Below are 22,411 nucleotides of genomic sequence, written 5' to 3' on the forward strand. Positions count from 1 at the left end.
ATCGCGCCTGATTCATCGCCCGATACTTCCTCGCGAGACACGCGCAGAGGAGGAGACGCGATGCTTGATATGACAGTGGTCAGCCAGACACAGGAGATGCTGGACAGCCTCAACGCCGCATTGGAGGGCGGCGATGCCGACCGCGCGGCGGCGCTGTTTGCGACCGACAGCTACTGGCGCGACCTGGTTGCGGTAAGCTGGAACCTCAAGACGGTCGAGGGGCCTGCGGGGGTTGCGGACCTGCTGCACAGCCAGCTTGCCCACACCCGGCCCGGCAACTTCCAGATCCAGACCGGAGAGACCCCCGCCGAGGAGGGCGGTGTGATCACGGCGTGGATCACCTTCGAGACGAAGGCCGGGCGCGGCTGGGGCCTGATACGGCTGCGCGATGGCCGGATCTGGACCCTGCTGACCGCCCTTCAGGAGTTGAAGGGCTTCGAGGAACCCCGCGGCACCCGTCGTCCGATGGGGGCCGAACACGGCGCGCAGAAGAACCGCAGTTCTTGGAAGGAACGCCGCGAGGCGGAGGAGGCAAGCCTTGGCTACACCACCCAGCCCTATGTCGTGATCATCGGCGGCGGTCAGGGCGGCATCGCGCTTGGCGCGCGGCTGCGCCAGCTTGGCGTGCCCACCATCGTGCTGGACAAGCATGACCGGCCCGGCGACCAGTGGCGCAGCCGCTACAAGTCGCTCTGCCTGCATGATCCGATCTGGTATGACCACCTGCCCTACATCAAGTTTCCGGACAACTGGCCGGTCTTCACCCCCAAGGACAAGGTCGGCGACTGGCTGGAGATGTATACCAAGGTCATGGAGATCAATTACTGGACGCGCTCTGAAGTGACGCGCGCCAGCCATGATCCGGCCACCGGAAAGTGGCGGGTCGAGGTCAGCCGCGACGGCGAGGCGGTCACGCTGGAACCCACCCATCTGGTGCTGGCGACCGGCATGTCAGGCAAGCCGAACATGCCGCGTTTCCCCGGCATGGAGACGTTCAGGGGCACGATCCAGCATTCGTCACAGCACGAGGGGCCGGATGCATGGGCAGGCAGGAAGGCTGTGGTCATCGGCTCCAACAATTCGGCCCACGACATCTGCGCCGCGCTTTGGGAAGGCGATGCCGATGTGACGATGGTGCAGCGTTCGTCCACGCATATCGTGCGCTCGGACAGCCTGATGGAGATCGGCCTTGGCGCGCTTTATTCCGAACAGGCGGTGGCCAATGGCATGACGACCGAAAAGGCGGACATGATCTTCGCCTCGCTGCCCTACAAGATCATGCACGAATTCCAGATCCCGCTTTACGACCAGATGCGCGAACGCGACGCGGCCTTCTACGCAGGGCTTGAAAAGGCGGGCTTCGATCTGGACTGGGGCGATGATGGTTCGGGCCTGTTCATGAAATACCTGCGCCGCGGCTCGGGCTATTACATCGACGTGGGCGCCAGCCAGCTGATCATCGACGGCGAGGTGAAGCTGGCCAAGGGCGGTATTGATCATTTCGAGGAAGATGCCGTTGTGCTGACCGATGGCACACGGCTGCCCGCCAATCTGGTGGTGCTGGCGACAGGCTATGGCTCGATGAATGGCTGGGCGGCCGATCTGATCAGCCAGGAGGTCGCCGACAAGGTCGGCAAGGTCTGGGGGCTTGGTTCGGACACCACGAAAGACCCCGGCCCGTGGGAGGGCGAACAGCGCAACATGTGGAAGCCGACGCAGCAGGAGCAGCTTTGGTTCCATGGCGGCAACCTGCACCAGTCGCGGCATTATTCGCTGTATCTGGCGCTTCAGCTCAAGGCCCGGATGGAGGGGATCGAGACCCCGGTCTACGGGCTGCAAGAGGTTCATCACCTGTCCTGACCCGGCCGCGCCGCCCTGCCCCGGCCTCTGAGGCCGGGGCATTTTCCCCACACTGAAGGAGACTTCCATGAAAGCCGCACGTTGGCATGGCGTGAAGGATATTCGCGTCGAAGACATCGACACCCCTACCCCCGGCCCCGGTGAGGTTGCCATCAAGGTTGCCTGGACCGGAATCTGCGGCAGCGACCTGCATGAATATCTGGCCGGGCCGATCTTCATTCCGGTAGGCGAGGCCCATCCGCTGAGCCGCGACAAGGCGCCGATCACCATGGGCCACGAATATTGCGGCACTGTCACCGAGCTGGGCGAGGGCGTGACCGGGCTGCGCCCCGGCGATCGGGTGGCCATAGAGCCGATCTTTGCCTGCGGAACCTGTCCGGGCTGCCGCGAGGGGAAATACAACCTCTGTGACAGACTTGGTTTCGTCGGGCTTTCCGGCGGTCACGGCGGTTTTGCCGCAACCTCGGTGGTGCCCGCACGCATGGTCCACAAGATGCCGGACGAACTGTCGATGGAACAAGGCGCGCTGGTCGAACCCGCCGCCGTGGCGCTGCATGCGGTGCGGATGTCGGCGATCCGGGCCGGGGACACCGCTGCCGTCTTTGGCGCGGGCCCCATCGGGCTTCTGGTGGTCGAGGCGCTGCGCGTCGCCGGCGCCGCCCAGATCCACGTCGTCGAACCCTCGCCCGAGCGGCGGCGCAAGGCGCTGGAACTGGGTGCGACCACCGCGATTGACCCGATGACGGCCGATCCGGTCGAGATGATCCGCGCGGTGACCGGCGGCGTTCATGTGGCCTTCGAGGTGACCGGGGTTCCGCGCGTACTGCCGCAGTGCATCGACAGCACCCGGCATGAGGGCCAGACGCTGATCGTTTCGATCTGGGAAGGCGACGCGGCCTTTCACCCCAACACCGTCGTGCTGAAAGAGCGTCAGCTTCAGGGCACCATTGCCTATCGCCACATCTATCCGGCGGTGATGGAGCTTATGGTGCAGGGCTATTTCAGCGCCGAGAAGCTGGTCACCAAGCGCATCGCGCTTGACGATATCGTCGCGCAGGGGTTCGAGGCGCTGGTGGCCGAAAAATCGCAGGTGAAGATTCTGGTAAAGGCACCCGAGTAGTTTCGGCGAAAGAACTGGTCCCCGGTTCGGCGGACCGGGGGCTTACCATCCCCCTGCCCCGCTGTCTGGCTTTTGTCAGCGCAGCACGGGGTAAACCGCCAGACAGGCCGACAGGCACAGCAGCCCGGCGGAAAGATTGTGATAGGCAGAGACGCTGATATATCCAGACAGGCGGCGGCCCAGACTGTCGGCCAGCAGCAGCACGGGCAGCGCAGACAGCGCCAACCAGCCAAGACCCGCATCCGCCGCACCGCTTTGCACCAGCACCGGCAGTGCGCAGATGGAAAGCGCCCCGAAGAACAGCAGCAGGGTGGCCCGCGTCCGATCAGGCGCATCGGGGCGCGACAGGGCATGCAGGACAACGGGCGGGCCGGGCATCGCGGCAAGCCCACCCATGAAACCCGCCAGAAACCCGGCCACGCCGACCGGCATCCGGCGCAGAAGTCCGGCGAGGGGCGGCGGGGCCGCCCTCATCCCCACGCCCGTCAGCACCAGCCCCGCCAATGCCATGCGCGCGCCCTCGGCAGGCACCGACAGCAGCGCGAGTTGGCCGAGCGGTATGGCAGGCAGCGCCCAGACCAGCAGCCGCAGCAGATAGCCCCGGTCCAGCCGCCGCCATGAGACAAACACATCCCGTGGCACCATCGCCACCTGAAGAACGATGGTCAGCGCCACGGCATTGGGCACAGCCATATGCAGGCTGAGCAGCGGCACCGCCAACAGCGCGAAACCAAAGCCGGTGAGCGCCCGCGCCAGCCCGGCGACCAGAATGGCCGCGAGCACGGCGGGCAGCATCGTGCTCATCAGGCGGCGTCCCTGCACTGGGCCGATGTGACGGCGATCACCGCCAGCACATCCTCGGCGCTGCATCCGCGCGACAGGTCGTTCGCCGGACGGTTCAACCCCTGCAACACCGGCCCGATGGCCGTCAGCCCGCCCAGCCGCTGCGCGATCTTGTAACCGATATTCCCCGATGCCAGATCGGGAAAGACAAAGACATTGGGCCGCCCCGACAGACGGCTGCCCGGTGCCTTGCGGCTGCGGATCGCATCGTCGATGGCCGCATCGAACTGGATTTCGCCGTCGATTTCCAGATCCGGCTCGGCCGTCCGCACCCGCTCCAGCGCCTCGCGGATACGGGCGAGACTGTCATGTTCCGCCGATCCAGCGGTGGAAAAGGACAGCAGCGCCACGCGGGGCGGCTCGTTCAGCAGGGCGCGGGCCGAGGCGGCGGAGGCGCGGGCGATGTCGGCCAGCTCTGCCGCTGTCGGGGTGATGACCAGCCCGCAATCGGCAAAGACCATGCCGCCCTTGATCGGCGCGTCCTTGGCGCAGGACAGCATCAGGAAGAAGCTGGACACCGTATTGATGCCCGGCGCGCGCCCGATGAACTGCAAGGCGGCGCGCACGGTATCGGCGGTGGTGGCGACCGCCCCGCCCACGGTGCCATCGGCCTGACCAAGCCGCACCCGCAGCGCGGCCTGCACCAGCGGATCGCGCACCAGATCACGGGCCTGATCCGGTGTCACCCCCCGCGCCGCGCGCAGGCGGTGGCATTCGGCCGCCAGCGTCTCCAGATCCGGGGCGCGGGCCGGGTCGATCACCGCCACCGCGCCGGGCGCAGCCCCCAGCGCAACCAGCGCCGGACCCACACGCGCCGGATCGCCCAGCAGGGTGATACGGGCCAGCCCCCGTGCCACCGCCTGAACGGCAGCGGCCTGGATGCGGGGGTCTTCGCCCTCGGGCAGCAGGATGTGGCGCGGCGCGGCGTGGCAGGCTTCAAGAATGCGGTCCAGCGGTTTCATGGCTCAATCCAGAAGATGCAGGCCGGTCAGCACGAAGCTGCCGATGAACAGGGTTTCAACGACCAGCAGGCCGATGGCGACAGGACCGACCTCCAGCATTTTCCCCAGCGAGGTCTTGATGCCAACCGCAGCAATCGAGATCAGCAGCGCCCAGCGGGACAGAAGTGCCGCGCCCTCGGCCAGCTCTGCCGGGATCAGACCCATAGAATTGAGGGCGGCCAAGGCCACGAAGCCCAGAACGAAGCCCGGCAGCAGCGGCGGACGGGCGCCTTCACTCGCCGCCAGCCCCTTCGCCCGGATGGCCAGCGAGGCGATCAGCACGACCGGCGCCAGCATCGACACTCGGATCAGCTTGACCAGCGTCGCGGTTTCACCCGCTTCCTGCCCGACCGAGAAGCCGGCACCCACGACCTGCGCGACGTCATGGATGGTGCCGCCCAAAAACACGCCGCTTTCGATCGCGGTGAAGCCGAGCGCGTTGGAAATCATGGGGTAAACCACCATGGCCACGGTTGACAGCACGGTCACCGCCAGCACGGTAAACACAAGATCGCGTTCCGATTTCTCGTGCCGGGGCAGGATCGCCGAAATCGCCATGGCGGCCGAGGCGCCGCAGATCGCCACCGACCCGCCGGTGAGCAGCCCAAAGCGCCAGTCGCGTCCGGTCAGCCGGGCCAAGGCCAGCCCGCACAGGATGGTTGCCCCCACCCCCGCCACGGTCAGCGCGATCAGGCCGGGGCCAAGGGCGCCCAGCATCTCGACCGAGATCCGCACCCCCAGCAGCGCGACCCCCAGACGCAGGACGGTGCGGGCGGTAAAGGCGATGCCCGGCGCCGTGCGGCTGCCATCTTCGGACAGGAAATTGAGCGCGAGGCCCAGCAGCAGCGCCATCAGCATGGCGGGCGCGCCGTAATGTTCCGACAGGAATTGTGCCGTCACGCCCACCAGCGTGGCGGTGATGAGGCCGGGAAACAGCAGCCGGATCTGCGACGGCGCGCGGGTAACGGTGTCAAGCATGACGAACCTCAAGGGGAAGGGGCGGCGCGGCCCGCATTATCGGGGCCGCGCCGAAGGTCTCAGACCGCGCCGCGTTGCGGGCGCATGTCCTCACGGCTGATCCCCGCCACCGGCACGGGCTTTTTCATCGCATCCCGGCGGAAGGGCTCGCCCAGTTCCTGATTGAGCAGAACCTCGATGAAGGTGGTCTGGCGGTCCTTCATCTGACGCTCTACCGCGCGGCGCAGTTCTTCGGTCAGATCGGCGGTGGAGCGGACCTGCACGCCATGCGCCCCGCAAGCCCGTGCAATCGCGGCATAGCTGGTGTCGCGGTCCAGTTCGGTGCCGACGAAGTTGTTGTCATACCACAGCGTCGTGTTGCGCTTTTCGGCACCCCACTGATAGTTGCGGAAGATCACCATGGTGATGGCGGGCCAGTCGTCGCGGCCACAGGCCGTCATCTCGTTCATCGAGATACCGAAGGCACCGTCACCGGCAAAGCCGATCACCGGGGTATCGGGGCAGCCGATCTTGGCGCCGAGGATCGCGGGGAAGCCATAGCCGCAGGGGCCGAACAGGCCGGGTGCCAGATATTTGCGGCCCTTTTCAAAAGCGGGATAGGCGTTGCCGATGGCACAGTTGTTGCCGATGTCCGACGAAATGATGGCCTCGTCCGGCATCGCGGCCTGAATGGCGCGCCAGGCCTGACGCGGCGACATCAGATCGGCGTCACGGCTGCGGGCCTCCTCGTTCCAGACAGTGCCCGGATCATCCTGTTCATGATCGAGGCTGGAAAGCTCCTGCGCCCAGCGGGATTTGGTCTGCGAAACCAGCGCGCGGCGATCGGCCCGGCCTTCGTCGCCCGCCGTGCCCGAAAGCTGTGCGAGGATACCGCGCGCCACCTTGCCCGCGTCGCCCTGAATGCCGACCGTTACCTTCTTGGTCAGGCCAATCCGGTCGGCATTGATATCGACCTGAATGATCTTGGCCTCTTTCGGCCAGTAGTCGATGCCATAGCCCGGCAGGGTCGAGAACGGGTTGAGCCGCGTGCCCAGTGCCAGCACCACATCGGCCTTGGCGATGACCTCCATCGCGGCTTTCGAGCCGTTGTAGCCCAAAGGCCCCATGGCCAGCGGATGCGTGCCGGGGAAGCTGTCGTTGTGCTGGTAGTTGGAGCAGACCGGCGCATCCAGCCGTTCAGCCAGCGCCACCACATCGGGGATCGCCCCGCCCAGCACCACACCCGCGCCCGACAGGATCACCGGGAACCGGGCCTCGGACACCAGACGCGCGGCCTCGGCCACCGCTTCTTCGCCGCCCGCCGGGCGTTCGAAATGCACCATCTGCGGCAGATCGACGTCGATCACCTGCGTCCACATGTCCCGCGGGATGTTGATCTGCGCCGGGGCCGAATTGCGCCATGCCCGCAGGATCACGCGGTTCAGCACCTCGGGGATGCGCGAGGCGTCGCGCACTTCTTCCTGATAGCAGACGCTGTCGGCGAACAGGCGCATCTGCTCCATCTCCTGAAAACCGCCCTGACCGATGGTCTTGTTGGCGGCCTGCGGCGTCACCAGCAGCATGGGCGTGTGATTCCAGTAGGCGGTTTTCACTGCCGTCACGAAGCCGGTGACGCCCGGCCCGTTCTGGGCAATCGCCATGGCCATCTTGCCGGTGGCGCGGATGAAACCGTCGCACATCAGCCCGCCATTGGTTTCATGCGCCACATCCCAGAAGGTGATGCCCGCCTTGGGGAACAGGTCCGAAACCGGCATCATGGCGGAACCGATGATGCCGAAGGCATGTTCGATCCCGTGCATCTGAAGCACTTTCACGAAGGCTTCTTCAGTGGTCATTTTCATTGCGTGTCTCCTTCTGCGCAGCCGTCAGCCGCGTTCGTCCTGAAAGTGGTAAAGTTTGTAGAGTCCCCACTGGCCGAGCCGCCGGAACGGCGTCTTCCAGCCCTCGTGGGGCAGTTCCTGATGGAAGATCGGCAGATGCGGCACATCCGAGGCGCGCCCGGCGACCATCTGCGCCATGCGCCGCCCTGCCTGGGCGGAATACATGACGCCATTGCCGCCATAACCCATGGCGTAAAAGGCATTGGGCAGGCCGGGCATGGCGGTGATGCGGGGCATCATGTCATGGCTGACATCGACCCAGCCCCACCAGCTGTAATCCAGATCAATGCCGCGCAGCGCAGGGAACTTGCGGGCCAGGCCTTCGCGCAGGCCCGCCAGATGGGAGGGGTTATCCGCATCCTGCCCGGTGATCGCGGCGCGGGATCCGATCTGCACCCGCCCATCGGGCAGCAGACGATAGTAGTGGCGCAGGGTGCGCGTGTCGGTCAGCGGCGAGCCGACCTTGAAGCCGCAGGCCTCACGTTCCGCCGGGGTCAGTTTCCGCGTGACGATGGAGTTCGACATGATCGGCATGATCCGGTCACGCAGGCGCGGATGCAGGCCGCGCGGGGCATAGCCCGCCGTCGCCACCGCCACCGCCCGCGCCCGCACCGTGCCGCCGGGGGTGCGCAGATGGTGAATGCCATTGATCGTCTGCCAGCTTTCTACAGGGCTGTCAGTATGGACCTTCGCCCCCAGTTCGCGCGCAATCCGCAGATAGCCGAAGGCCAGTTTCGCGGCATGGATCGCGGTGCCGTCCGGCTCCCACAGGGCGCCATGGGCTTCCTGATCGCGCACCGCCGTTTCGTGCAGTTCCTCGCGGTCAAGCATCCGGGCGCCGTAACCGAAGGTCTCGCGCAGCAGTGCGGCTTCCTTCGCCAGCTTCGGCATCATCCATCCCTTGTGGGCGATGTAATAATGCCCGCCGTCCTGCGGTTCGCAGTCGATGGCGTGATCGCGGATCAGGCTACGGAACAGATCGAAGGCTTCGGTGACCTCGGCATGCAGGCCCTTCGCGGTTTCCAGACCCCAGCGCTCGATCCATTGCGAGCGTTTGAGCCGCCCGGACGAGATCTGTGCCTGTCCGCCGTTGCGGGTGGAGCAGCCATAGGCCACCCCGTTGGCCTCCAGCACATGCGCCTTGATCCCGAATTCCTTGGCCAGATGCAGCGCGCAGGACAGCCCGGTATAGCCCGATCCGATCACGACGACATCGACATCCATGTCGCCTGTCACCGGGCCATCATCCTGCGGGGCGGGGCCTGCGGTGCCGATCCAGTAGGTCGGGGCATAATCGCCCCCACTTCCGATGGATTTATCTGTAACCGGATCATACTTCTGGTTGTATGGCGCGCGTGCGCGTCTTGGTGTCGTGCCTTGCATCGACGCATTCCTGCTATGGTGGGGGTGGGATCAGCGCGTCTGGATGACGGGGCGCTGTTTGCGGAAAGCCTGCTTCATCACCAGCTTGCCGTCGCGCAGGGTGAACAGGTCCACCCCCTGCGCCTCGGTCCGGCGGCCTTCGGCATCGGTGCCGCGAAACGTCCATTCCGACACGGCGCGGTCGCCGCAGACGAAATGCCGGTGATCGGCCCATTCGGCGTCGGGCATCGCGGTCCAGACCGCGACAAAGGCCTGGGCAATGGCGTCGCGGCCTTCGATCCGCGTGCCGAACACTTCGGAACCGCCGACGGTTGTGAACACGCAATCTTCGGCGAAATGGGTCATCACGGCGTCGATGTCATGGCGGTTGAAGGCATCGAACGTAGCCTTCAGATCATCGGCGGTCAGGGTCATATGGTTGGTCCTTTCAAGAGTGGCCGGGCCGGAACGGGCGGGCCGGAAAACGGGGGTCAGTAGCCCATCACCCTGGGCAGCCAGAGCGTGATTTCAGGGAAGGCCGCGATCACGGCGATCATCGCGGTGCTGGCGGCGGCGAATGGCAGGGCGCGCAGCGAGATTTCCTCGATGGAAACCTTGGAAATCCCGGCGGCGATGAACAGGTTCTCGCCCAGCGGCGGGGTCTGGAACCCGACCGAAAGGGTGCAGATCATCACGATGCCGAAGTGGATCGGGTCGATCCCCACCGAATAGGCCACCGGCAGCATCACCGGCACCAGGATCATGATGGCGGCCAGCGTTTCCATGAACATGCCGACGAACAGCAGGAAGACGATGATCAGCGCCCAGATCACGGCGATATTCTGCGTGAGGCCCAGCATCGCATCGGCGATATGCGCGGGGATCTGGTTTTCCACCAGAATGCGGCCGAAGATCGTGGCGGTGAACAGCACCAGCAGCACACGCCCCGTCAGCCAGGTGGTCGCCTCAAGCGATTTCATCACCTCGGTCAGGCGGATCTCCCGGTAGATGAAGATGCCGACGAACAGCGTATAGGCAATGGCGACGATGGCAGCCTCGGTCGGGGTGAAGAGCCCGGCATAGATGCCGCCGAGGATCACGAAGGGGGCCATCAGCGCCCAGAACCCCTTGCGGCAGGCGTCGAAGATATGGGCGGACGACAGCGGGTCGGCCCCGCCGCAATAGCCTGCCGCGCGGCAGCGCAACCAGTTCATCACCAGAAGGCCCGCCGCCATCAGGAAGCCCGGCAGGAAACCCGCGATGAACAGCTTGGAAATCGACACGGTCTGGAAGCTGCCGAATTTCTCCACCGCCTCGGCGGGGGGCTGCATGCCCATGGCCGAGATGCCGAAAATCACCATCGGAATGGACGGCGGGATGACGATGCCCAGCCCGCCCGAAGCGGCAGTGACGGCGGCGCCATAGCCCTTGGCATAGCCCGCCCGCACCATGGCCGGGATCATCAGCATCCCCACCGCCGCTGTCGTGGCGGGGCCAGAGCCGGAAATCGCGCCGAAGAACAGGCAGGCCACCACCGTGGCGGCTGAGATACCGCCGGTGAACGGGCCGGCAAGGCTTTCCGCGACCGTGATCAGACGGCGCGAGATACCCGCCGCCTCCATCAGTGCCCCGGCAAGGATGAAGGCCGGCAGCGCCATCAACGGAAAGGCCCCGACCGAGGAAAAGGCGATCTGCACCATCTTGATCGGGTTGTCGCCGAGATACCACATGGCCGTCAGTGCCGAGACGCCCAGCCCGACCGAGATCGGCGCCCCGAGGATCATCAGGAAGAGGAAGGTGCCAAACAGGACCAGCGTGATCTGACCGTCCATCACACCGCCTCCGCCCTGGTTGCGGCAGCAAGGGCGGCCATGTCCACCTCGTCAGGGTCGCGCGGGTCCTGACCCCGGACAAGCTTCAGATAGTTGACCTGAAGAATGCGCAGCGTCATCAGCGTGAAGGCGACGGGCAGCACCAGCATGACCCATTTCATCGGCCAGCCCAGCGTCTGCGCCTTCACGAAAGGCTTCATCAGGCTCAGATATTCGATGGCGTAGCGGATGAAGACGAGATTGAAACCGATCCATGCCAGATCCCCCGCCGCCTCGACCCAGCGGGCCACGGACCGCGGCAGCCGGTTGATGTGGAAGGACACGCGGTTATGCGCATACATGCGCGCCGCATAGCTGGCCCCGAAATAGGCGAACCAGACGAACAGGATGACGGAAAGCTCTTCGATCCAGGTGATCGAATTGCCGAAAACCGACCGCGCGACGATCTGCACGAAAAGCAGGCAGACGAAGCAGGCAAGCAGAAGCTGGCAAAGATAGCTTTCCAGCTTGTCGAGATGGCGCCAGAAGGAAGACATGGCTGACCCTTGTTGCTAGACGACAGGGGCGGGGCCGCGCTTTAGGAGGCGGCCCCCGGTGGCGATCACTCGACGGTCGGGCGGCCGAGCGAGGCAAGGACGCCGTTCAGCACCTCCTTGCCGCCGATGCTGTCATAGAATTTGGGCCAGACCGTCGCGGTGGCACGTTCGATGAACTCTGCCTCGCCATCCGCCGGATCGCTGATCTCCATGCCCTTGGCCGCCAGATCTGTTTTGATCTGGGCCTCCTGATCTCGCAGGAACTGCCCCGAGGCCAGCGTCGCCTCGTGCCCTGCCGCCAGCACATTGGCCTGCTCTTCGGGGCTGAGCGACTGGAACAACTGTTCCGAGACGATCAGCGGCTCGATCGAAAAGATATAGCGGATGTTGGTGACATATTTCTGCACCTCGTCGAACTTCATCGCGTGCACGGTCATGTAGGGGTTGTCCTGCCCGTCCACGACCTTCTGTTGCAGCGCGGCAAAGGTTTCCGACCAGGCCATCGGCGTCGGATTGATGCCCCAGGACTTGTAGGTCTCGATCATGATCTCGTTCTTCGGCACCCGCACGACGAGGCCCTGAAGATCGGCCACCGTGGTCACCGGCTTTTTGGAGTTGGTCAGAACACGGAACCCTGAATAGGCCCAGCCGATGATGCGCACGCCCGCGTCCTCGACCGTGCGGTCAACCATCTGCTGCCCGATTTCGCCTTGGGTGATCTTCTCGGCATCCTCCAGCGACAGGATGACATAGGGCAGGGTCAGCGTGCCGACCGAGGGCGAGAAGGGCGTGATGTTGTTGATGGCGAGGATCGAGAAATCCAGCGTGCCGGTCGCGGCTGCGGTCACCGTATCCTGTTCATCGCCAAGCTGGCCGTTCAGGAACAGCGTGCCGCTGTCCGCGCCGCCGGATTTTTCTTCCAGCGCCTTGATGAAGGCAAGGCCAAGCGCCTCTTGTGTGCCGCCTGCCCCGTCACCGACCGCAATACGGAAATCGCGTGCGGCGGCCGGGACGGCGCTGGCCAGAAGCATGGCAAGGACAGTCGCACGGCGCAGCGTGCGGGGCGAAAAGGTCATGGTGGAACTCCCTGTTCTACCGACTCTCACGGTCGGGCTGCGTCAGGTTGTCACGCGGCGTCGGGCATGTTTATATCCAGTTACGCACAAACTTAGGTCCAGTTTCGCATGCCGCTGACCGGCCAGATCTCGCCCGACATGTTCTTCGTGGATCGCAACCGGCGCGAGCCGTTGCAGATGCAGCTTGCGGCCTCGATCACCTCGGCCCTGCTGGATACGCGGGCACAGCCGGGAAGCCGGATGCCTTCCACCCGCGCGCTGGCCACGCATCTTGGCCTGTCTCGCCTGACCGTCACGCTGGTTTATCAGGAGCTTGTGGCGCAGGGTTATCTTGAAAGCCTGCCGCGCTCCGGTTTTGCGGTCTCGCAGAAAGTGCCGCACCGGCGGCTGGAGGCGATCGACCAGACAGCGGTCAGCCGGGTGAACTGGGCCGCGCGCCTGCCCGATCTGACACGGCGGCGGCGCATCGTGAAGCCGCTGGACTGGCGCAGCTATCCCTATCCGTTCATCTACGGGCAGGCAGACCCGAAGCTGTTCAACCACACCGCCTGGCGCGATTGTGCCCGCCGGGCGTTGGGGGCGCGCGACTTTGCCGAACTGGCGGATGACAGCCTGACGCAGGATGACCCGGTGCTGGTGGATTACATCTGCCGCAACACCCTGCCCCGCCGTGGCATCCGCGCCCGGCCGGAAGAGGTGCTGATCACGCTGGGGGCGCAGAACGCCCTGTGGATCGCGGTCGGGCTGCTGGCCTTGCCGGACCGGCTGGCGGTCGTCGAAGACCCCGGTTTTCCTGACTTCGCAGAAAGCCTCCGGCTGCACGGGATGCCGACATTGTTCGTTCCGACCGATGCAGAGGGGCTGAACCCCGATGACCTTCCGCCCCAGACCGGGCTGGTTCTGGTTGCGCCCAGCCATTCCATCCCCGTCGGCATCACCATGACACTGGAGCGCCGCCGCGCGCTGCTGGCCGCCGCCGACCGGCATGACTTTCTGGTGGTCGAGGATGATTATGAAACCGAGATGAGCTTTCTCGAACCCCCCTCCCCTTCGCTCAAGTCGCTGGATGCCTCGGGGCGGGTGATCTATCTGGGCAGCTTTTCCAAATCGCTGTTTCCGGGCCTGCGCATCGGCTATCTGGTCGGTCCCGAGCCGTTCATCCGGCAGGCACGGGCGCTGCGCGCGATGATGCTGCGCCATGCGCCCGGACATATGCAGCGTGTGACCGGATATTTTCTGGCGCTCGGCCATTACGACGCCCATCTGGTGCGCCTGCGCGAGGTGTTCCGCCGCCGACGCGAAACGCTGGTCAGCGCCCTGTCACAGACCCCGCTGGAAGTGGTGGGCGCCGCCCGCCACGGGGGATCGAGCCTCTGGGTTGCCGCCCCCGAAACCATCGACAGCGCCAGTTTTGCCGAAGCGCTGCGGCCAAAAGGCGTGCTGATCGAGCCGGGCCATCCGTTCTTTGCCGCCCCCTCCGGCATCTGTCGCCACTTCCGTCTGGGTTATTCCTCTATCGGCGAGGACAGGATCAAGGCTGGCGTGGCGCATCTGGCTGAAACCGCGGCGGATTGGCGGTGAAACTGCCGCGTCGCCTAGTCTGGGCCCGCTTTGGCACCGTGACCGCCCTGCCCTGCGATTCGAATGATCCCCATTTTTGCCACTGCACCGAATAGCTGCGACACCGCCACCAACAAGATCTGGGTGGATCACCTTTCAAGAGTCTCCTGAATTATGTATATTTATCATTACGTTAATTTCATTACACATCTTGCGGAATGCCATCGGGGACCGTGACCCCACACCAGTTGTAGAATTTCCTTGCGTGACTGGCCGACTTGGCGCATTTCTGTTCGTAGCGGAAAACTGCGAGAATTTCGGATTTCTGCGCTACGAAGAACCAAGGACTCGGAAGAGTATGCTGAGTGCGGACCAACCGCGCCAGCTTGAAATGAGAGGGCAGCATGGCAGCAGAGCAGGTATTTGCCGAGCTTCAAGGCGACGCATCCACACTGCATGAGTCGATCCGGTTGCATCTGGAGCGCAATTTTGCGCCCGATGCCCGCAAGCACCTCAGAAGCTTTTCCTCGACCGAAGCGGCAGAATTTCTTGGGCTCGCGCCGGGCCACCTGCGCAAACTGCATGCCGAAGACAAGATCCCCGACGTTCCCCTGGATGAACGTGGGCGCAAACTTTATTCCGCCGAAGATCTGGCGCAGATCCGGCTGGCGCTGGCGCGCACCACGCGCGACCCGTCACTGTATCTGCGGGGGCGGGTCGGCACCGAGCCCTTGCAGATCATCTCTTGCGTATCGTTCAAGGGCGGCAGCGCAAAGACAACCACCGCGGCCTATCTGAGCCAGTGGTATGCCCTGCACGGCTATCGTGTGCTGGTCATCGACATGGACCCGCAGGCCTCGCTGTCCTCCATGACCGGGCTTCGCCCTGAGATCGACTTTACCCAGAAGGGCACGATCTACGACGCGATCCGCTACGATAACCCGCTGCCGATGAGCGAGGTCGTGCGAAAGACCTATTTCCACGGGCTTGATATCGCGGCGGGCGGGCTGATCCTTTCGGAATATGAAACCGAAACGCCCTATGCCCTTCGGCATGGCTCCGAACCGCCGTTCTATCTGCGTCTGCGCGAAGCGATCCAATCCGTAGAGTCAAGCTATGATCTTGTTTTCATTGATTGTCCGCCGCAACTGGGCTTCCTTACGCTCTCTGCGCTGGTGGCTTCTTCCTCGATCATCATTCCGGTCGTGCCGAACTTTATCGACGTGGCGTCTTTGGCCCAGTTCCTGACCATGACCTCGTCGCTGCTGGATACGATCCGCGACGCAGGCATGACGCTGGAATACGATTTCCTGCGCTATCTGGTGTCCCGTTTTGAGCCATCAGACGGGCCACAGGCGCAGGTTGCCGGGCTTTTGCGGGCGAATTTCGGGAAGCGGGTGATGACCGAGACCTTCCTGAAATCAACCGCCGTTTCCGATGCCGGGTTGACGCATCAGACGCTTTTCGAGGTCGGCAGGGGCAGCATGAACCGCAACACCTATGACCGCGCGATGGAAGCGATCAATGCGGTTGCGCGTGAGCTGGAGCAGGACATCCATCGCGCGTGGGGGAGGATCTGACATGGCACGCAAAAACATGTTCGAAGGCATCGCCCCGGCCGCACGGGCCGACGACGCAGGAAAAGACCCCCTGCCCCGCACCGCACCGAAAATGCCCGAGGTCTTTCAAAGTGCCGGACCGATCGCCGCCATCCGCAACGATCTGCGCAGCGTCGGCAGCCGGTCCATTCAGGACATCGACCCCGAACTGGTCGAAGATACCGGCCTGAAGGACCGCATCGGGGCACTGGATGATGATATCGCCGATCTGCGCGACAGCATTGCCAAGCATGGCCAGCAGGTTCCCATCCTTCTGCGCCCGCATCCGAAGCTGAGCGGGCGTTATCAGGTTGTCTATGGGCGCCGCAGGCTCGCGGCGATCCGGGGGCTGGGAACTCCGGTCAAGGCACTGATCCGCACGCTTTCAGATGAAGAGGCGGTGCTGGCGCAGGGGCAGGAAAACAACCTGCGCAAAGACCCTTCCTTCATCGAAAAGGCGCTGTTCGCCGGTGATCTGGAAGATGCGGGCTATGATGCACGGGTTGTTCAGGATGCGCTGAACGTGAATCGCAGCCATACATCGCATATGCGCAAGGTGCGCGAGGCCTTTCCGCGTGACGTGCTGGAACGCATCGGGGCCGCGCCTTCGATCGGCTGGAAACGCTGGTATGAGCTGGCGGTGAAGGTGCTTGAACAGGGAATCGACGCCTCGGCGATCCACCCTGCCCCGTTTCCTGACGGCTTTACATCAGACCAGCGGTTTGCGGCCTGGGTAAAGGCCTTGCCCGCACCGCCGAAAGCACCGGCCAAGCCGCGTTCGCCGATCAGCATTACGGCGAAAGATGGCACAGACATTGGCGAAGTCGAACTGAACAGGGGCAAGCTCGGCTTTCGCCCTTCTGCGCGCCAAACCGACTTCGCTGCCTGGCTGCACGAGAATGCGGAAACCGTTTTCTCGCGTCTGCACCAGGAATTCGTCACCCGGCCCAAGACGGATGACTGACAGTTGAAACACCGAAACCAACAGAGGAGCAGGATCGGAAAAGGATAGGCCTCCCGAATGGAACCCACCCGGAAGGCCCGCGCAAACCACAGGGCGCCAACCCTGAGAATGCTCATCTTCTAGCAAGAGCAAACTAGCGCAGGCCCGAATCACACGCAACATCGCATCGCGGTGAACCGATGTTTTTTGCCCTTTTTTCTGGGGAAAAGTGTCGTTCTTCGGTCTGATGTCTGCACGGGACCCGCGGAGCGCCTGGATCGTTCCACTGAACATGCCATGGAACACATCTCGTCATCGCCCGTGCGGGCTGGTCGGCGGGCAGGCTCTGACGTCTGCGCGCAAGCCGAGCGGGCTGCCACAAAATCCGCAGACCCTCGCTGGCGGGTGCTCGATCTTGTCCGCATCTGCCGCAGCCCGCTTGGCTTGCGCGACCGTGACATCACCGTCCTGCGCGGTTTGCTGTCCTTTGTGCCAGAATCTGCCGAACCTGCGAGACTGGTTGTCTTTGCCTCCAATCGCGCGCTGATGGAGCGGTGTGACGGGATTGACGAGCGCACCCTCCGCCGCCGGATCGTTCACCTTCAATCGAAAGGCCTGCTGACCCGCAAACTCAGCCCGAACGGCAAGCGGTATCAGATCCGCGACGCGCAGGCCGAAACCTGTCTGACCTATGGCATTGACCTTACCCCTCTCTTTCGCCTCCGCCCGGACCTTGACGCGCTGGCTGAAGATCAACAGCGGGAAGAGATGCAGCGCAAAACCTTGCGCGCAATGATCCGCCACGCGCTGTATCACCAATCTGAACCGTCGAAAGCCGAGGCTTGCGAAGAAGCCCGTCTTGCCCTGCGCCGCTCTGTTGACAGCCACCAGTTGCGGAAGCTTCTTGCGGCGATCGATCAGCCGTCGGAAACATCGTATCTGACCGACAGCGACAGTCAAAATGACCGGCACATTCAGATTCCAGAAAAAGAATCTTATGAATCTGAACACGGTGACGAATGTGCAGAACAAGAGTTGCGTTTGCACAGCGCACGAGAAAAAGAGCCCGCCACTGATAGCGATCTTTCGATTGAAGAATGCATTAGCTTGGCCCCAGCCGCTGTGGAATTTGCATTGGAAAGGCCGCGCTGTTGGTCAGACATTATTGATCTGTCTGTTTCCCTTGCACCTGCAATAGGACTTTCGCGAACCGTTATAGAGACCGCGCGAACCCGTCTTGGCCCACATGGTGCTGCCCTCGCAGTATTGGGTCTGGTGCAGGCATTCGGACGAATTCGCAACCCTCAGGCCTATTTATCCCGTCTTTCTGACAAGGCGCAGGAACAGGGCTTTGATCTTGTCCGCATGTTCCGATCCTTGGTCAGTTGCCAGAACAGACGCCACGCGGTGTCCTTAGCATCGCCATGTTTACCGGGGTAAACATCCGCTCTCTCGGCCCCAAACAAGCCGTATACCGGGGTAAACATGACCTCGTGCTGCAATATGATCGAAAACAGAATAGCGGCCATGCCCCCGCCCGATGCACGCTACAGTTACGAATGCGAAAGGATTGTATATTGACAGAGTTTGGCAAAGCCCTTGCGCAACTCAGCATTCCTAAGCTTGCAAGGGGCGTTGTGAGCAGCTCCGTAACATCCCGCACGCTCTTTGCTGGCTTCTATCGGATCGTCAGCCAGAACTCGAAGCGAAACCGCTTTACCAGTGGCGGGCGCAGGGGCTTCACCTCGACCTCTGGGGTGATGCCGAACGGGCCGCCCCTGTCTGGAGACGGCCCGCAGAAACGGCAGGGCGTTCAGGTGGCTTTTGCGACAGCAGTGCGAGTGCCCCAGTTCAGTGCAACCGCAAGCACGATGGCAAGGATACCGGCGGCGGCAGAGCTATAGATTTCCGGGATCGGCGACAGGAAGATGGCAAGCCCCGCTGCGATCCCAGTCATTGCATTGCGCCGCGTGGCGCTGTTGTAGAACATCACCCCCACGGCACCGTAAAGCGCGGGCAGGGTATAGGCCTTGATCGCATCGGCCATAGGTGGCGGCAGAATGGCGATCAGCGCACCGCCGATCAACACCAGCGCGATCAGGAATACCAGGTTCACCAGCACGGACACCACGATGCCAAGCACCGCTGCGACCTCGGCCTTGCGGGTTCCGGCCTCGGCTGCAATGGCGCTTTGGCAGGAAATTACTACTGGCATACGCATGTTGCCGATATTGCCCGACAGAAAGCTGATATAGGTGCCGCAGACGCCAAGGACGGGGAAATAGGAAACCGGCTCCACCACCCACATGATGCCCGCGATGGTGGCAATGGCCAGAAAGCCGGTCAGGATCGGGCCAATACCCGGAAAGGCCCCCAGCACGAAGGACAGGTAAAGCGCAGGCATCAGGCACAGCACCATGGCGACAGCAAGGGTCAGTCGGCCAATGCGATGGGCACGCGGGATGAAAATGCTTCTGTAGAAGCCTTCCATGTTCTGTTGGGTCATCTCACTTCCTTTCCAGTATTGTGCGATCAGGCCAGCAGGTGACTGGCGACCGAACCCGCGACCAGCCCCGCGATCAGCGCAAAGCCCACCGACCATTCCCGTAGCCAGGCCCGGTGCTTGCCCATCATGTGCAGGATCACCATGCACAGCGCGGCAACGACGACGGCAGCCATGTCATCCAACTCGAACTTGAAATTGCTGAGCCAGGTCTTGTCGATCACCGCATTCACGCCCAGCAGGCCAAAGATGGCGACGGGGGTCGCGGTGCCCACGGCGCGGATCAGTCCGGGGTTGCTGACCGACATCTTGTTCTGCGCCCGGTCCAGCCCCTTGGTCAGAAGGAAGGCAGAAAGCAGCCAGCCCATGCCGCCCAGCGTCATGACCCAGACCGAGGCGGCAAGGGCCTGAAGCGTATAGCTGTCGGCGCCCAGCTTCGCGCCTAGCGCCTTGGCGCCCTGATCGGCCGCAAGGAATTCGAACACCGCCGAGCCGATGACACCGACCCGCATCAGCGTGACTGGCCCGCCGACCATGGCCATCAGCGAAACCGCGACGAAAAAGATAGCGATGGCGGGGCCGACCGAGTTGATGGCCGCTGTCTTGTAGACGATCCGCCGCTCCTCGGGCGTCAGGATGGCGTAGCGGTCCGAAAAATCCAGCGTCATGCGCAGATAGAGCAACGACTGCACCACCACAACGCCGATCACGAGCGTTGCGAACAGCCACAAGACCGGGCCGTTCGCAATCTGAAGAACCTGTTCCATTTGGTTTTCCCTGTTGCTGATTATGGGATCAGGCCAGTTCCGCCGCGATCAGGCGGCAGAAATAGCTCGCTGCCGTGGGCAGGATGTCATCGTTGAAATCGAAGCCCGGATTGTGCGGCATGGCACCGGGACCGGCGCCAACCATGATGTAATTGCCGGGCACATCCTCGACCATGAAGGCGAAATCCTCGCTGCCGGTGAAGGGGGCCACATCGCCATGCACGTTCTCGGCGCCGACCGTTTCGGTGGCGACGGCAAGCGCGATGGCGGTCGCGTCCGGGTCGTTGACCAGCGGCACGAAGATGTCTTCGAACGTGATCTCGGCGCTGCCGCCATAGGTGGTAGCCACGCCCTGCACCACCTCGGTCAGGCGCTGGGTCATCTGGTCGCCCACCGCCTTGTTGAAGTAACGCAGGCAGCCCTTCATCGACGCCTTGTCGGGGATTACGTTGAAACTGTTGGTCCCGGCATAGACGTCGGTGAAGGACACGATGCCGGATTCGATGGGATCGACATTGCGTGCCACGATGCTTTGCGCCGTCATCACGATGTTCGCGGCGATCTGCGTGGCGTCGATGGTGGTCTGGGGCAGGGCGGCATGGCCGCCGCGGCCCTGCACCCGGATGGTGAAGAAGCGGCTGCCCGCCATCATCCGCCCGCTGCGGGTGAAGATGTGGTCCTTCGCATAGCCCGGCGCGTTGTGATAGGCATAGATCCGGTCACAGGGAAACCGCTCCAGCAACCCGTCCTTCAGCATGGCCAGCGCGCCGCCCAGACCCTCTTCCGCCGGCTGAAAGATGAAATGCACCTTGCCCGCGAAATCGCGGTCGCGCGAAAGATGCCAAGCGGTCGCCAGCAAGGTGGCGGTGTGACCGTCATGGCCGCAGGCATGCATGACCCCCGGCACTTTGGAGCTGTAGGGCTTCCCGGTTTCTTCGGTGATCGGCAACGCATCCATATCGGCGCGCAGGCCGATGGTGCGGTTTGAAGGCCGCTTGCCGCGCAACACGCCCACGATACCAGTGCCCCCGATGCCGGTATGCACCTCGTCCATCCCGTATTCGCGCAGCTTGGTTGCCACCAGTTCCGCTGCGAAGGTCTCCTGAAAGCCGAGCCCCGGATTTTCGTGCATGGCCCGGCGCATGCGGGCGAATTCGTCCTGCGCCGCAACGATGCTTTCGATCATCCCCATCCTGTTCCTCCCGAATCATCTGATATTATTTCACTCAGAAATAGTCTCATATTGATACTATTGTGCCTAACGAATATTTGCGGCTTGATGGATCAGGGCCGGTATTGCACAGGGGGCGCATGCCGAAACGCGATGGAAAGGCCGCGATGTACAGGAACTGGTCAAAGGCGTTTCGGCAGGGAAACGCGGTCTACAAGCTGAACATGCTGGGCACGGCTGCTGTCAGGGCGCTTGATGACCGTTTCGTCGCGCTGGTGGGGCTTGATGTGCGAACGGTGCGGGTGCTGCGGCTGATCGGCGATAACCCCGGCATCGGGTTTGCCGAAATCGCCACCTATGGCGCGTTGGAACGCAGCCTTGCCTCGCGCCTGATCCAGAGTCTCGTGCGTGGCGGGCATGTCGAGCGCCACAACGACCCACAGGATGCCCGTCGCTTTGGCCTTTACATCACCGAAACTGGCAGCACCGCGCGGGCGCGCGCCGATCTTCTGTCAGAGGTGGGGCTGAAGCTGCTGTTTCAGGATTTCGACGCCGCCGAGGTTGCGGCGTTCAGCAGCATGATGGACCGGCTGGCTGAATGGATCGACAGCGACGAGTTTGAGCGCAGCGCCGCCAGTCAGTTGGACGAAGCCGCCCGCCGGGCTGAAACGCTTTAGCCCCGCGGCGGCCATCACCGTCCACATCGCGCCGCGCAGGGCGCGACAGGTGGGTTTCAGATGGGGGAGGGCAGGGCGCTTGGCGTGCCAACCGCTCCGGCACGCGGCGCAGTCAGTCTTTGGCTTTGGTGACAGCGGCCTGCTTGGCGGGGGATGCGGGATCTGAAAGCGCGGCTCAGACCTTGCCATCGCATCCCGAAACAGCGGGGGTTCACGCTCGGCCCGTGACGACGAGGGAATCCCTGCCGCGATTTGGGGCGCGGCGGGGAATTGCATGCGCCATCCGAGGATCGCCCATGTCACATTCAGTGGCACGATGGCACCGGGCATTATCAACGCCTTGCGGCGTTGAGGGGCGCCACAGATCAGTAGTAGAACTGGTCGCGGAAGACGTGCTGCACGATCCGGTCGCGGGTCAGGCCAAGCTTGGCCAGTTCCGCATCGCTCAGCGCCTGAAGCCGTTCCACGCGGTCGGCCCGCGACCGCATTTCGCCATAGCGGACCAGCGCGGCGCCAATATATGCAAGAACCTGCGCGCCGAATTTCTTGCCAAGGCCTGCATTGCGGCTCGGAATGTCTGATGTATAGCTCATGGAAACCTCCTGAAGCATGGATCGGTTGGTTTCCCCCCTTGCGGCTGAACTTACGTCGGCAGGGCCGAGCTCACAACCGGAGATGCTGCATTGCAGCATTGCGCTGAGGGC

20 protein-coding genes are annotated in these 22,411 nt (G+C 63.5%); 7 read left to right on the forward strand and 13 right to left on the reverse strand.

Annotated features, from left to right (window positions below; genetic code table 11):
* The first annotated feature begins 60 nt into the window (after positions 1–60).
* The gene (locus D2N39_RS18015) at positions 61–1,860 is read left to right on the forward strand and encodes an NAD(P)/FAD-dependent oxidoreductase (protein WP_119136169.1); all 1,800 of its coding nucleotides are present in this window, start codon (positions 61–63) and stop codon (positions 1,858–1,860) included.
* Positions 1,861–1,927: 67 nt separating this feature from the next.
* Complete coding sequence (locus D2N39_RS18020) at positions 1,928–2,980, forward strand: 2,3-butanediol dehydrogenase (RefSeq protein WP_119136170.1); 1,053 nt, start codon at positions 1,928–1,930, stop codon at positions 2,978–2,980.
* A 75-nt stretch (positions 2,981–3,055) separates the two neighbouring features.
* Here D2N39_RS18020 and D2N39_RS18025 read toward each other — a convergent pair whose 3' ends face one another.
* The 9 genes from D2N39_RS18025 to D2N39_RS18065 all read right to left on the reverse strand — a co-directional run bounded on the left by D2N39_RS18025 (position 3,056) and on the right by D2N39_RS18065 (position 12,488).
* Entirely contained in the window at positions 3,056–3,784 is a 729-nt protein-coding gene (locus D2N39_RS18025; protein WP_158589867.1) for a sulfite exporter TauE/SafE family protein, read from the reverse strand.
* Positions 3,784–4,785, reverse strand: a complete 1,002-nt coding sequence (gene pta, locus D2N39_RS18030) for a phosphate acetyltransferase (RefSeq protein WP_119136172.1) — start codon at positions 4,783–4,785, stop codon at positions 3,784–3,786. The genes D2N39_RS18025 and pta overlap by 1 nt, the downstream gene beginning before the upstream one ends.
* Positions 4,786–4,788: 3 nt before the next feature.
* Positions 4,789–5,802: a YeiH family protein gene (locus D2N39_RS18035; RefSeq protein WP_119136173.1), complete on the reverse strand. Its 1,014-nt coding sequence runs from the start codon at positions 5,800–5,802 to the stop codon at positions 4,789–4,791.
* 59 nt (positions 5,803–5,861) lie between these two features.
* Entirely contained in the window at positions 5,862–7,643 is a 1,782-nt protein-coding gene (xsc, locus tag D2N39_RS18040; RefSeq protein WP_054302166.1) for a sulfoacetaldehyde acetyltransferase, read from the reverse strand.
* Between the two features lie 24 nt (positions 7,644–7,667).
* Positions 7,668–9,065, reverse strand: coding sequence for an NAD(P)/FAD-dependent oxidoreductase (locus tag D2N39_RS18045; protein ID WP_119136174.1), 1,398 nt, complete (start codon positions 9,063–9,065; stop codon positions 7,668–7,670).
* A 30-nt stretch (positions 9,066–9,095) separates the two neighbouring features.
* The gene (locus tag D2N39_RS18050) at positions 9,096–9,479 is read right to left on the reverse strand and encodes a nuclear transport factor 2 family protein (protein ID WP_054302168.1); all 384 of its coding nucleotides are present in this window, start codon (positions 9,477–9,479) and stop codon (positions 9,096–9,098) included.
* A 56-nt stretch (positions 9,480–9,535) separates the two neighbouring features.
* Positions 9,536–10,876: a TRAP transporter large permease gene (locus D2N39_RS18055; protein WP_119136175.1), complete on the reverse strand. Its 1,341-nt coding sequence runs from the start codon at positions 10,874–10,876 to the stop codon at positions 9,536–9,538.
* Entirely contained in the window at positions 10,876–11,412 is a 537-nt protein-coding gene (locus D2N39_RS18060) for a TRAP transporter small permease (RefSeq protein WP_119136176.1), read from the reverse strand. The genes D2N39_RS18055 and D2N39_RS18060 overlap by 1 nt, the downstream gene beginning before the upstream one ends.
* A 65-nt stretch (positions 11,413–11,477) precedes the next feature.
* On the reverse strand, positions 11,478–12,488 hold the full coding sequence (locus D2N39_RS18065) for a TRAP transporter substrate-binding protein (protein ID WP_119136177.1): 1,011 nt from the start codon (positions 12,486–12,488) through the stop codon (positions 11,478–11,480).
* A gap of 108 nt (positions 12,489–12,596) precedes the next feature.
* Between D2N39_RS18065 and pdxR the strand changes: the two genes are divergently transcribed.
* From pdxR to repC, 4 genes are all read left to right on the forward strand, one after another.
* Positions 12,597–14,069 carry a MocR-like pyridoxine biosynthesis transcription factor PdxR gene (gene pdxR / locus D2N39_RS18070; RefSeq protein ID WP_119136178.1) on the forward strand — a complete coding sequence of 491 codons (1,473 nt, stop codon included), beginning with the start codon at positions 12,597–12,599 and terminating at the stop codon, positions 14,067–14,069.
* A gap of 383 nt (positions 14,070–14,452) precedes the next feature.
* The gene (repA, locus tag D2N39_RS18075) at positions 14,453–15,628 is read left to right on the forward strand and encodes a plasmid partitioning protein RepA (RefSeq protein WP_119136179.1); all 1,176 of its coding nucleotides are present in this window, start codon (positions 14,453–14,455) and stop codon (positions 15,626–15,628) included.
* A 1-nt stretch (position 15,629) separates the two neighbouring features.
* Complete coding sequence (gene repB / locus D2N39_RS18080) at positions 15,630–16,610, forward strand: plasmid partitioning protein RepB (RefSeq protein ID WP_158589868.1); 981 nt, start codon at positions 15,630–15,632, stop codon at positions 16,608–16,610.
* A gap of 276 nt (positions 16,611–16,886) precedes the next feature.
* The gene (repC, locus tag D2N39_RS18085) at positions 16,887–18,029 is read left to right on the forward strand and encodes a plasmid replication protein RepC (RefSeq protein WP_119136181.1); all 1,143 of its coding nucleotides are present in this window, start codon (positions 16,887–16,889) and stop codon (positions 18,027–18,029) included.
* 373 nt (positions 18,030–18,402) lie between these two features.
* On the opposite strand, the gene D2N39_RS18090 is transcribed toward repC, so the two are convergent.
* From D2N39_RS18090 to D2N39_RS18100, 3 genes are read right to left on the reverse strand one after another with little or no spacing between them, the layout of a single operon-like run.
* Entirely contained in the window at positions 18,403–19,095 is a 693-nt protein-coding gene (locus D2N39_RS18090) for a hypothetical protein (RefSeq protein WP_119136182.1), read from the reverse strand.
* Between the two features lie 26 nt (positions 19,096–19,121).
* Positions 19,122–19,859, reverse strand: coding sequence for a DUF5058 family protein (locus tag D2N39_RS18095; RefSeq protein WP_119136183.1), 738 nt, complete (start codon positions 19,857–19,859; stop codon positions 19,122–19,124).
* A gap of 28 nt (positions 19,860–19,887) precedes the next feature.
* On the reverse strand, positions 19,888–21,051 hold the full coding sequence (locus D2N39_RS18100; protein ID WP_119136184.1) for an amidohydrolase: 1,164 nt from the start codon (positions 21,049–21,051) through the stop codon (positions 19,888–19,890).
* A gap of 119 nt (positions 21,052–21,170) precedes the next feature.
* On the opposite strand from D2N39_RS18100, the gene D2N39_RS18105 reads away from it, so the two are divergent.
* Entirely contained in the window at positions 21,171–21,707 is a 537-nt protein-coding gene (locus D2N39_RS18105) for a MarR family winged helix-turn-helix transcriptional regulator (RefSeq protein WP_233557254.1), read from the forward strand.
* A gap of 365 nt (positions 21,708–22,072) precedes the next feature.
* On the opposite strand, the gene D2N39_RS18110 is transcribed toward D2N39_RS18105, so the two are convergent.
* Entirely contained in the window at positions 22,073–22,300 is a 228-nt protein-coding gene (locus D2N39_RS18110; RefSeq protein WP_119136185.1) for a hypothetical protein, read from the reverse strand.
* Positions 22,301–22,411: the final 111 nt, after the last annotated feature.

The organism is Gemmobacter lutimaris, assembly GCF_003570715.1.
In the GTDB taxonomy this organism is placed as follows: Bacteria; Pseudomonadota; Alphaproteobacteria; order Rhodobacterales; family Rhodobacteraceae; genus Gemmobacter; species Gemmobacter lutimaris.

What these genes read in the sequence shown, in the direction of transcription:
- D2N39_RS18095 (WP_119136183.1), bottom strand. Translation starts at nt 19,859, where the DNA reads ATGGAACAGGTTCTTCAGATTGCGAACGGCCCGGTCTTGTGGCTGTTC.
- D2N39_RS18055 (WP_119136175.1), bottom strand. Translation starts at nt 10,876, where the DNA reads ATGGACGGTCAGATCACGCTGGTCCTGTTTGGCACCTTCCTCTTCCTG.
- D2N39_RS18015 (WP_119136169.1), top strand. Translation starts at nt 61, where the DNA reads ATGCTTGATATGACAGTGGTCAGCCAGACACAGGAGATGCTGGACAGC.
- D2N39_RS18065 (WP_119136177.1), bottom strand. Translation starts at nt 12,488, where the DNA reads ATGACCTTTTCGCCCCGCACGCTGCGCCGTGCGACTGTCCTTGCCATG.
- repB (WP_158589868.1), top strand. Translation starts at nt 15,630, where the DNA reads ATGGCACGCAAAAACATGTTCGAAGGCATCGCCCCGGCCGCACGGGCC.
- D2N39_RS18090 (WP_119136182.1), bottom strand. Translation starts at nt 19,095, where the DNA reads ATGACCCAACAGAACATGGAAGGCTTCTACAGAAGCATTTTCATCCCG.
- D2N39_RS18105 (WP_233557254.1), top strand. Translation starts at nt 21,171, where the DNA reads ATGCCGAAACGCGATGGAAAGGCCGCGATGTACAGGAACTGGTCAAAG.
- xsc (WP_054302166.1), bottom strand. Translation starts at nt 7,643, where the DNA reads ATGAAAATGACCACTGAAGAAGCCTTCGTGAAAGTGCTTCAGATGCAC.
- D2N39_RS18050 (WP_054302168.1), bottom strand. Translation starts at nt 9,479, where the DNA reads ATGACCCTGACCGCCGATGATCTGAAGGCTACGTTCGATGCCTTCAAC.
- D2N39_RS18110 (WP_119136185.1), bottom strand. Translation starts at nt 22,300, where the DNA reads ATGAGCTATACATCAGACATTCCGAGCCGCAATGCAGGCCTTGGCAAG.
- D2N39_RS18035 (WP_119136173.1), bottom strand. Translation starts at nt 5,802, where the DNA reads ATGCTTGACACCGTTACCCGCGCGCCGTCGCAGATCCGGCTGCTGTTT.
- repA (WP_119136179.1), top strand. Translation starts at nt 14,453, where the DNA reads ATGGCAGCAGAGCAGGTATTTGCCGAGCTTCAAGGCGACGCATCCACA.
- D2N39_RS18025 (WP_158589867.1), bottom strand. Translation starts at nt 3,784, where the DNA reads ATGAGCACGATGCTGCCCGCCGTGCTCGCGGCCATTCTGGTCGCCGGG.
- pta (WP_119136172.1), bottom strand. Translation starts at nt 4,785, where the DNA reads ATGAAACCGCTGGACCGCATTCTTGAAGCCTGCCACGCCGCGCCGCGC.
- D2N39_RS18100 (WP_119136184.1), bottom strand. Translation starts at nt 21,051, where the DNA reads ATGGGGATGATCGAAAGCATCGTTGCGGCGCAGGACGAATTCGCCCGC.
- repC (WP_119136181.1), top strand. Translation starts at nt 16,887, where the DNA reads ATGGAACACATCTCGTCATCGCCCGTGCGGGCTGGTCGGCGGGCAGGC.
- D2N39_RS18060 (WP_119136176.1), bottom strand. Translation starts at nt 11,412, where the DNA reads ATGTCTTCCTTCTGGCGCCATCTCGACAAGCTGGAAAGCTATCTTTGC.
- D2N39_RS18020 (WP_119136170.1), top strand. Translation starts at nt 1,928, where the DNA reads ATGAAAGCCGCACGTTGGCATGGCGTGAAGGATATTCGCGTCGAAGAC.
- D2N39_RS18045 (WP_119136174.1), bottom strand. Translation starts at nt 9,065, where the DNA reads ATGCAAGGCACGACACCAAGACGCGCACGCGCGCCATACAACCAGAAG.
- pdxR (WP_119136178.1), top strand. Translation starts at nt 12,597, where the DNA reads ATGCCGCTGACCGGCCAGATCTCGCCCGACATGTTCTTCGTGGATCGC.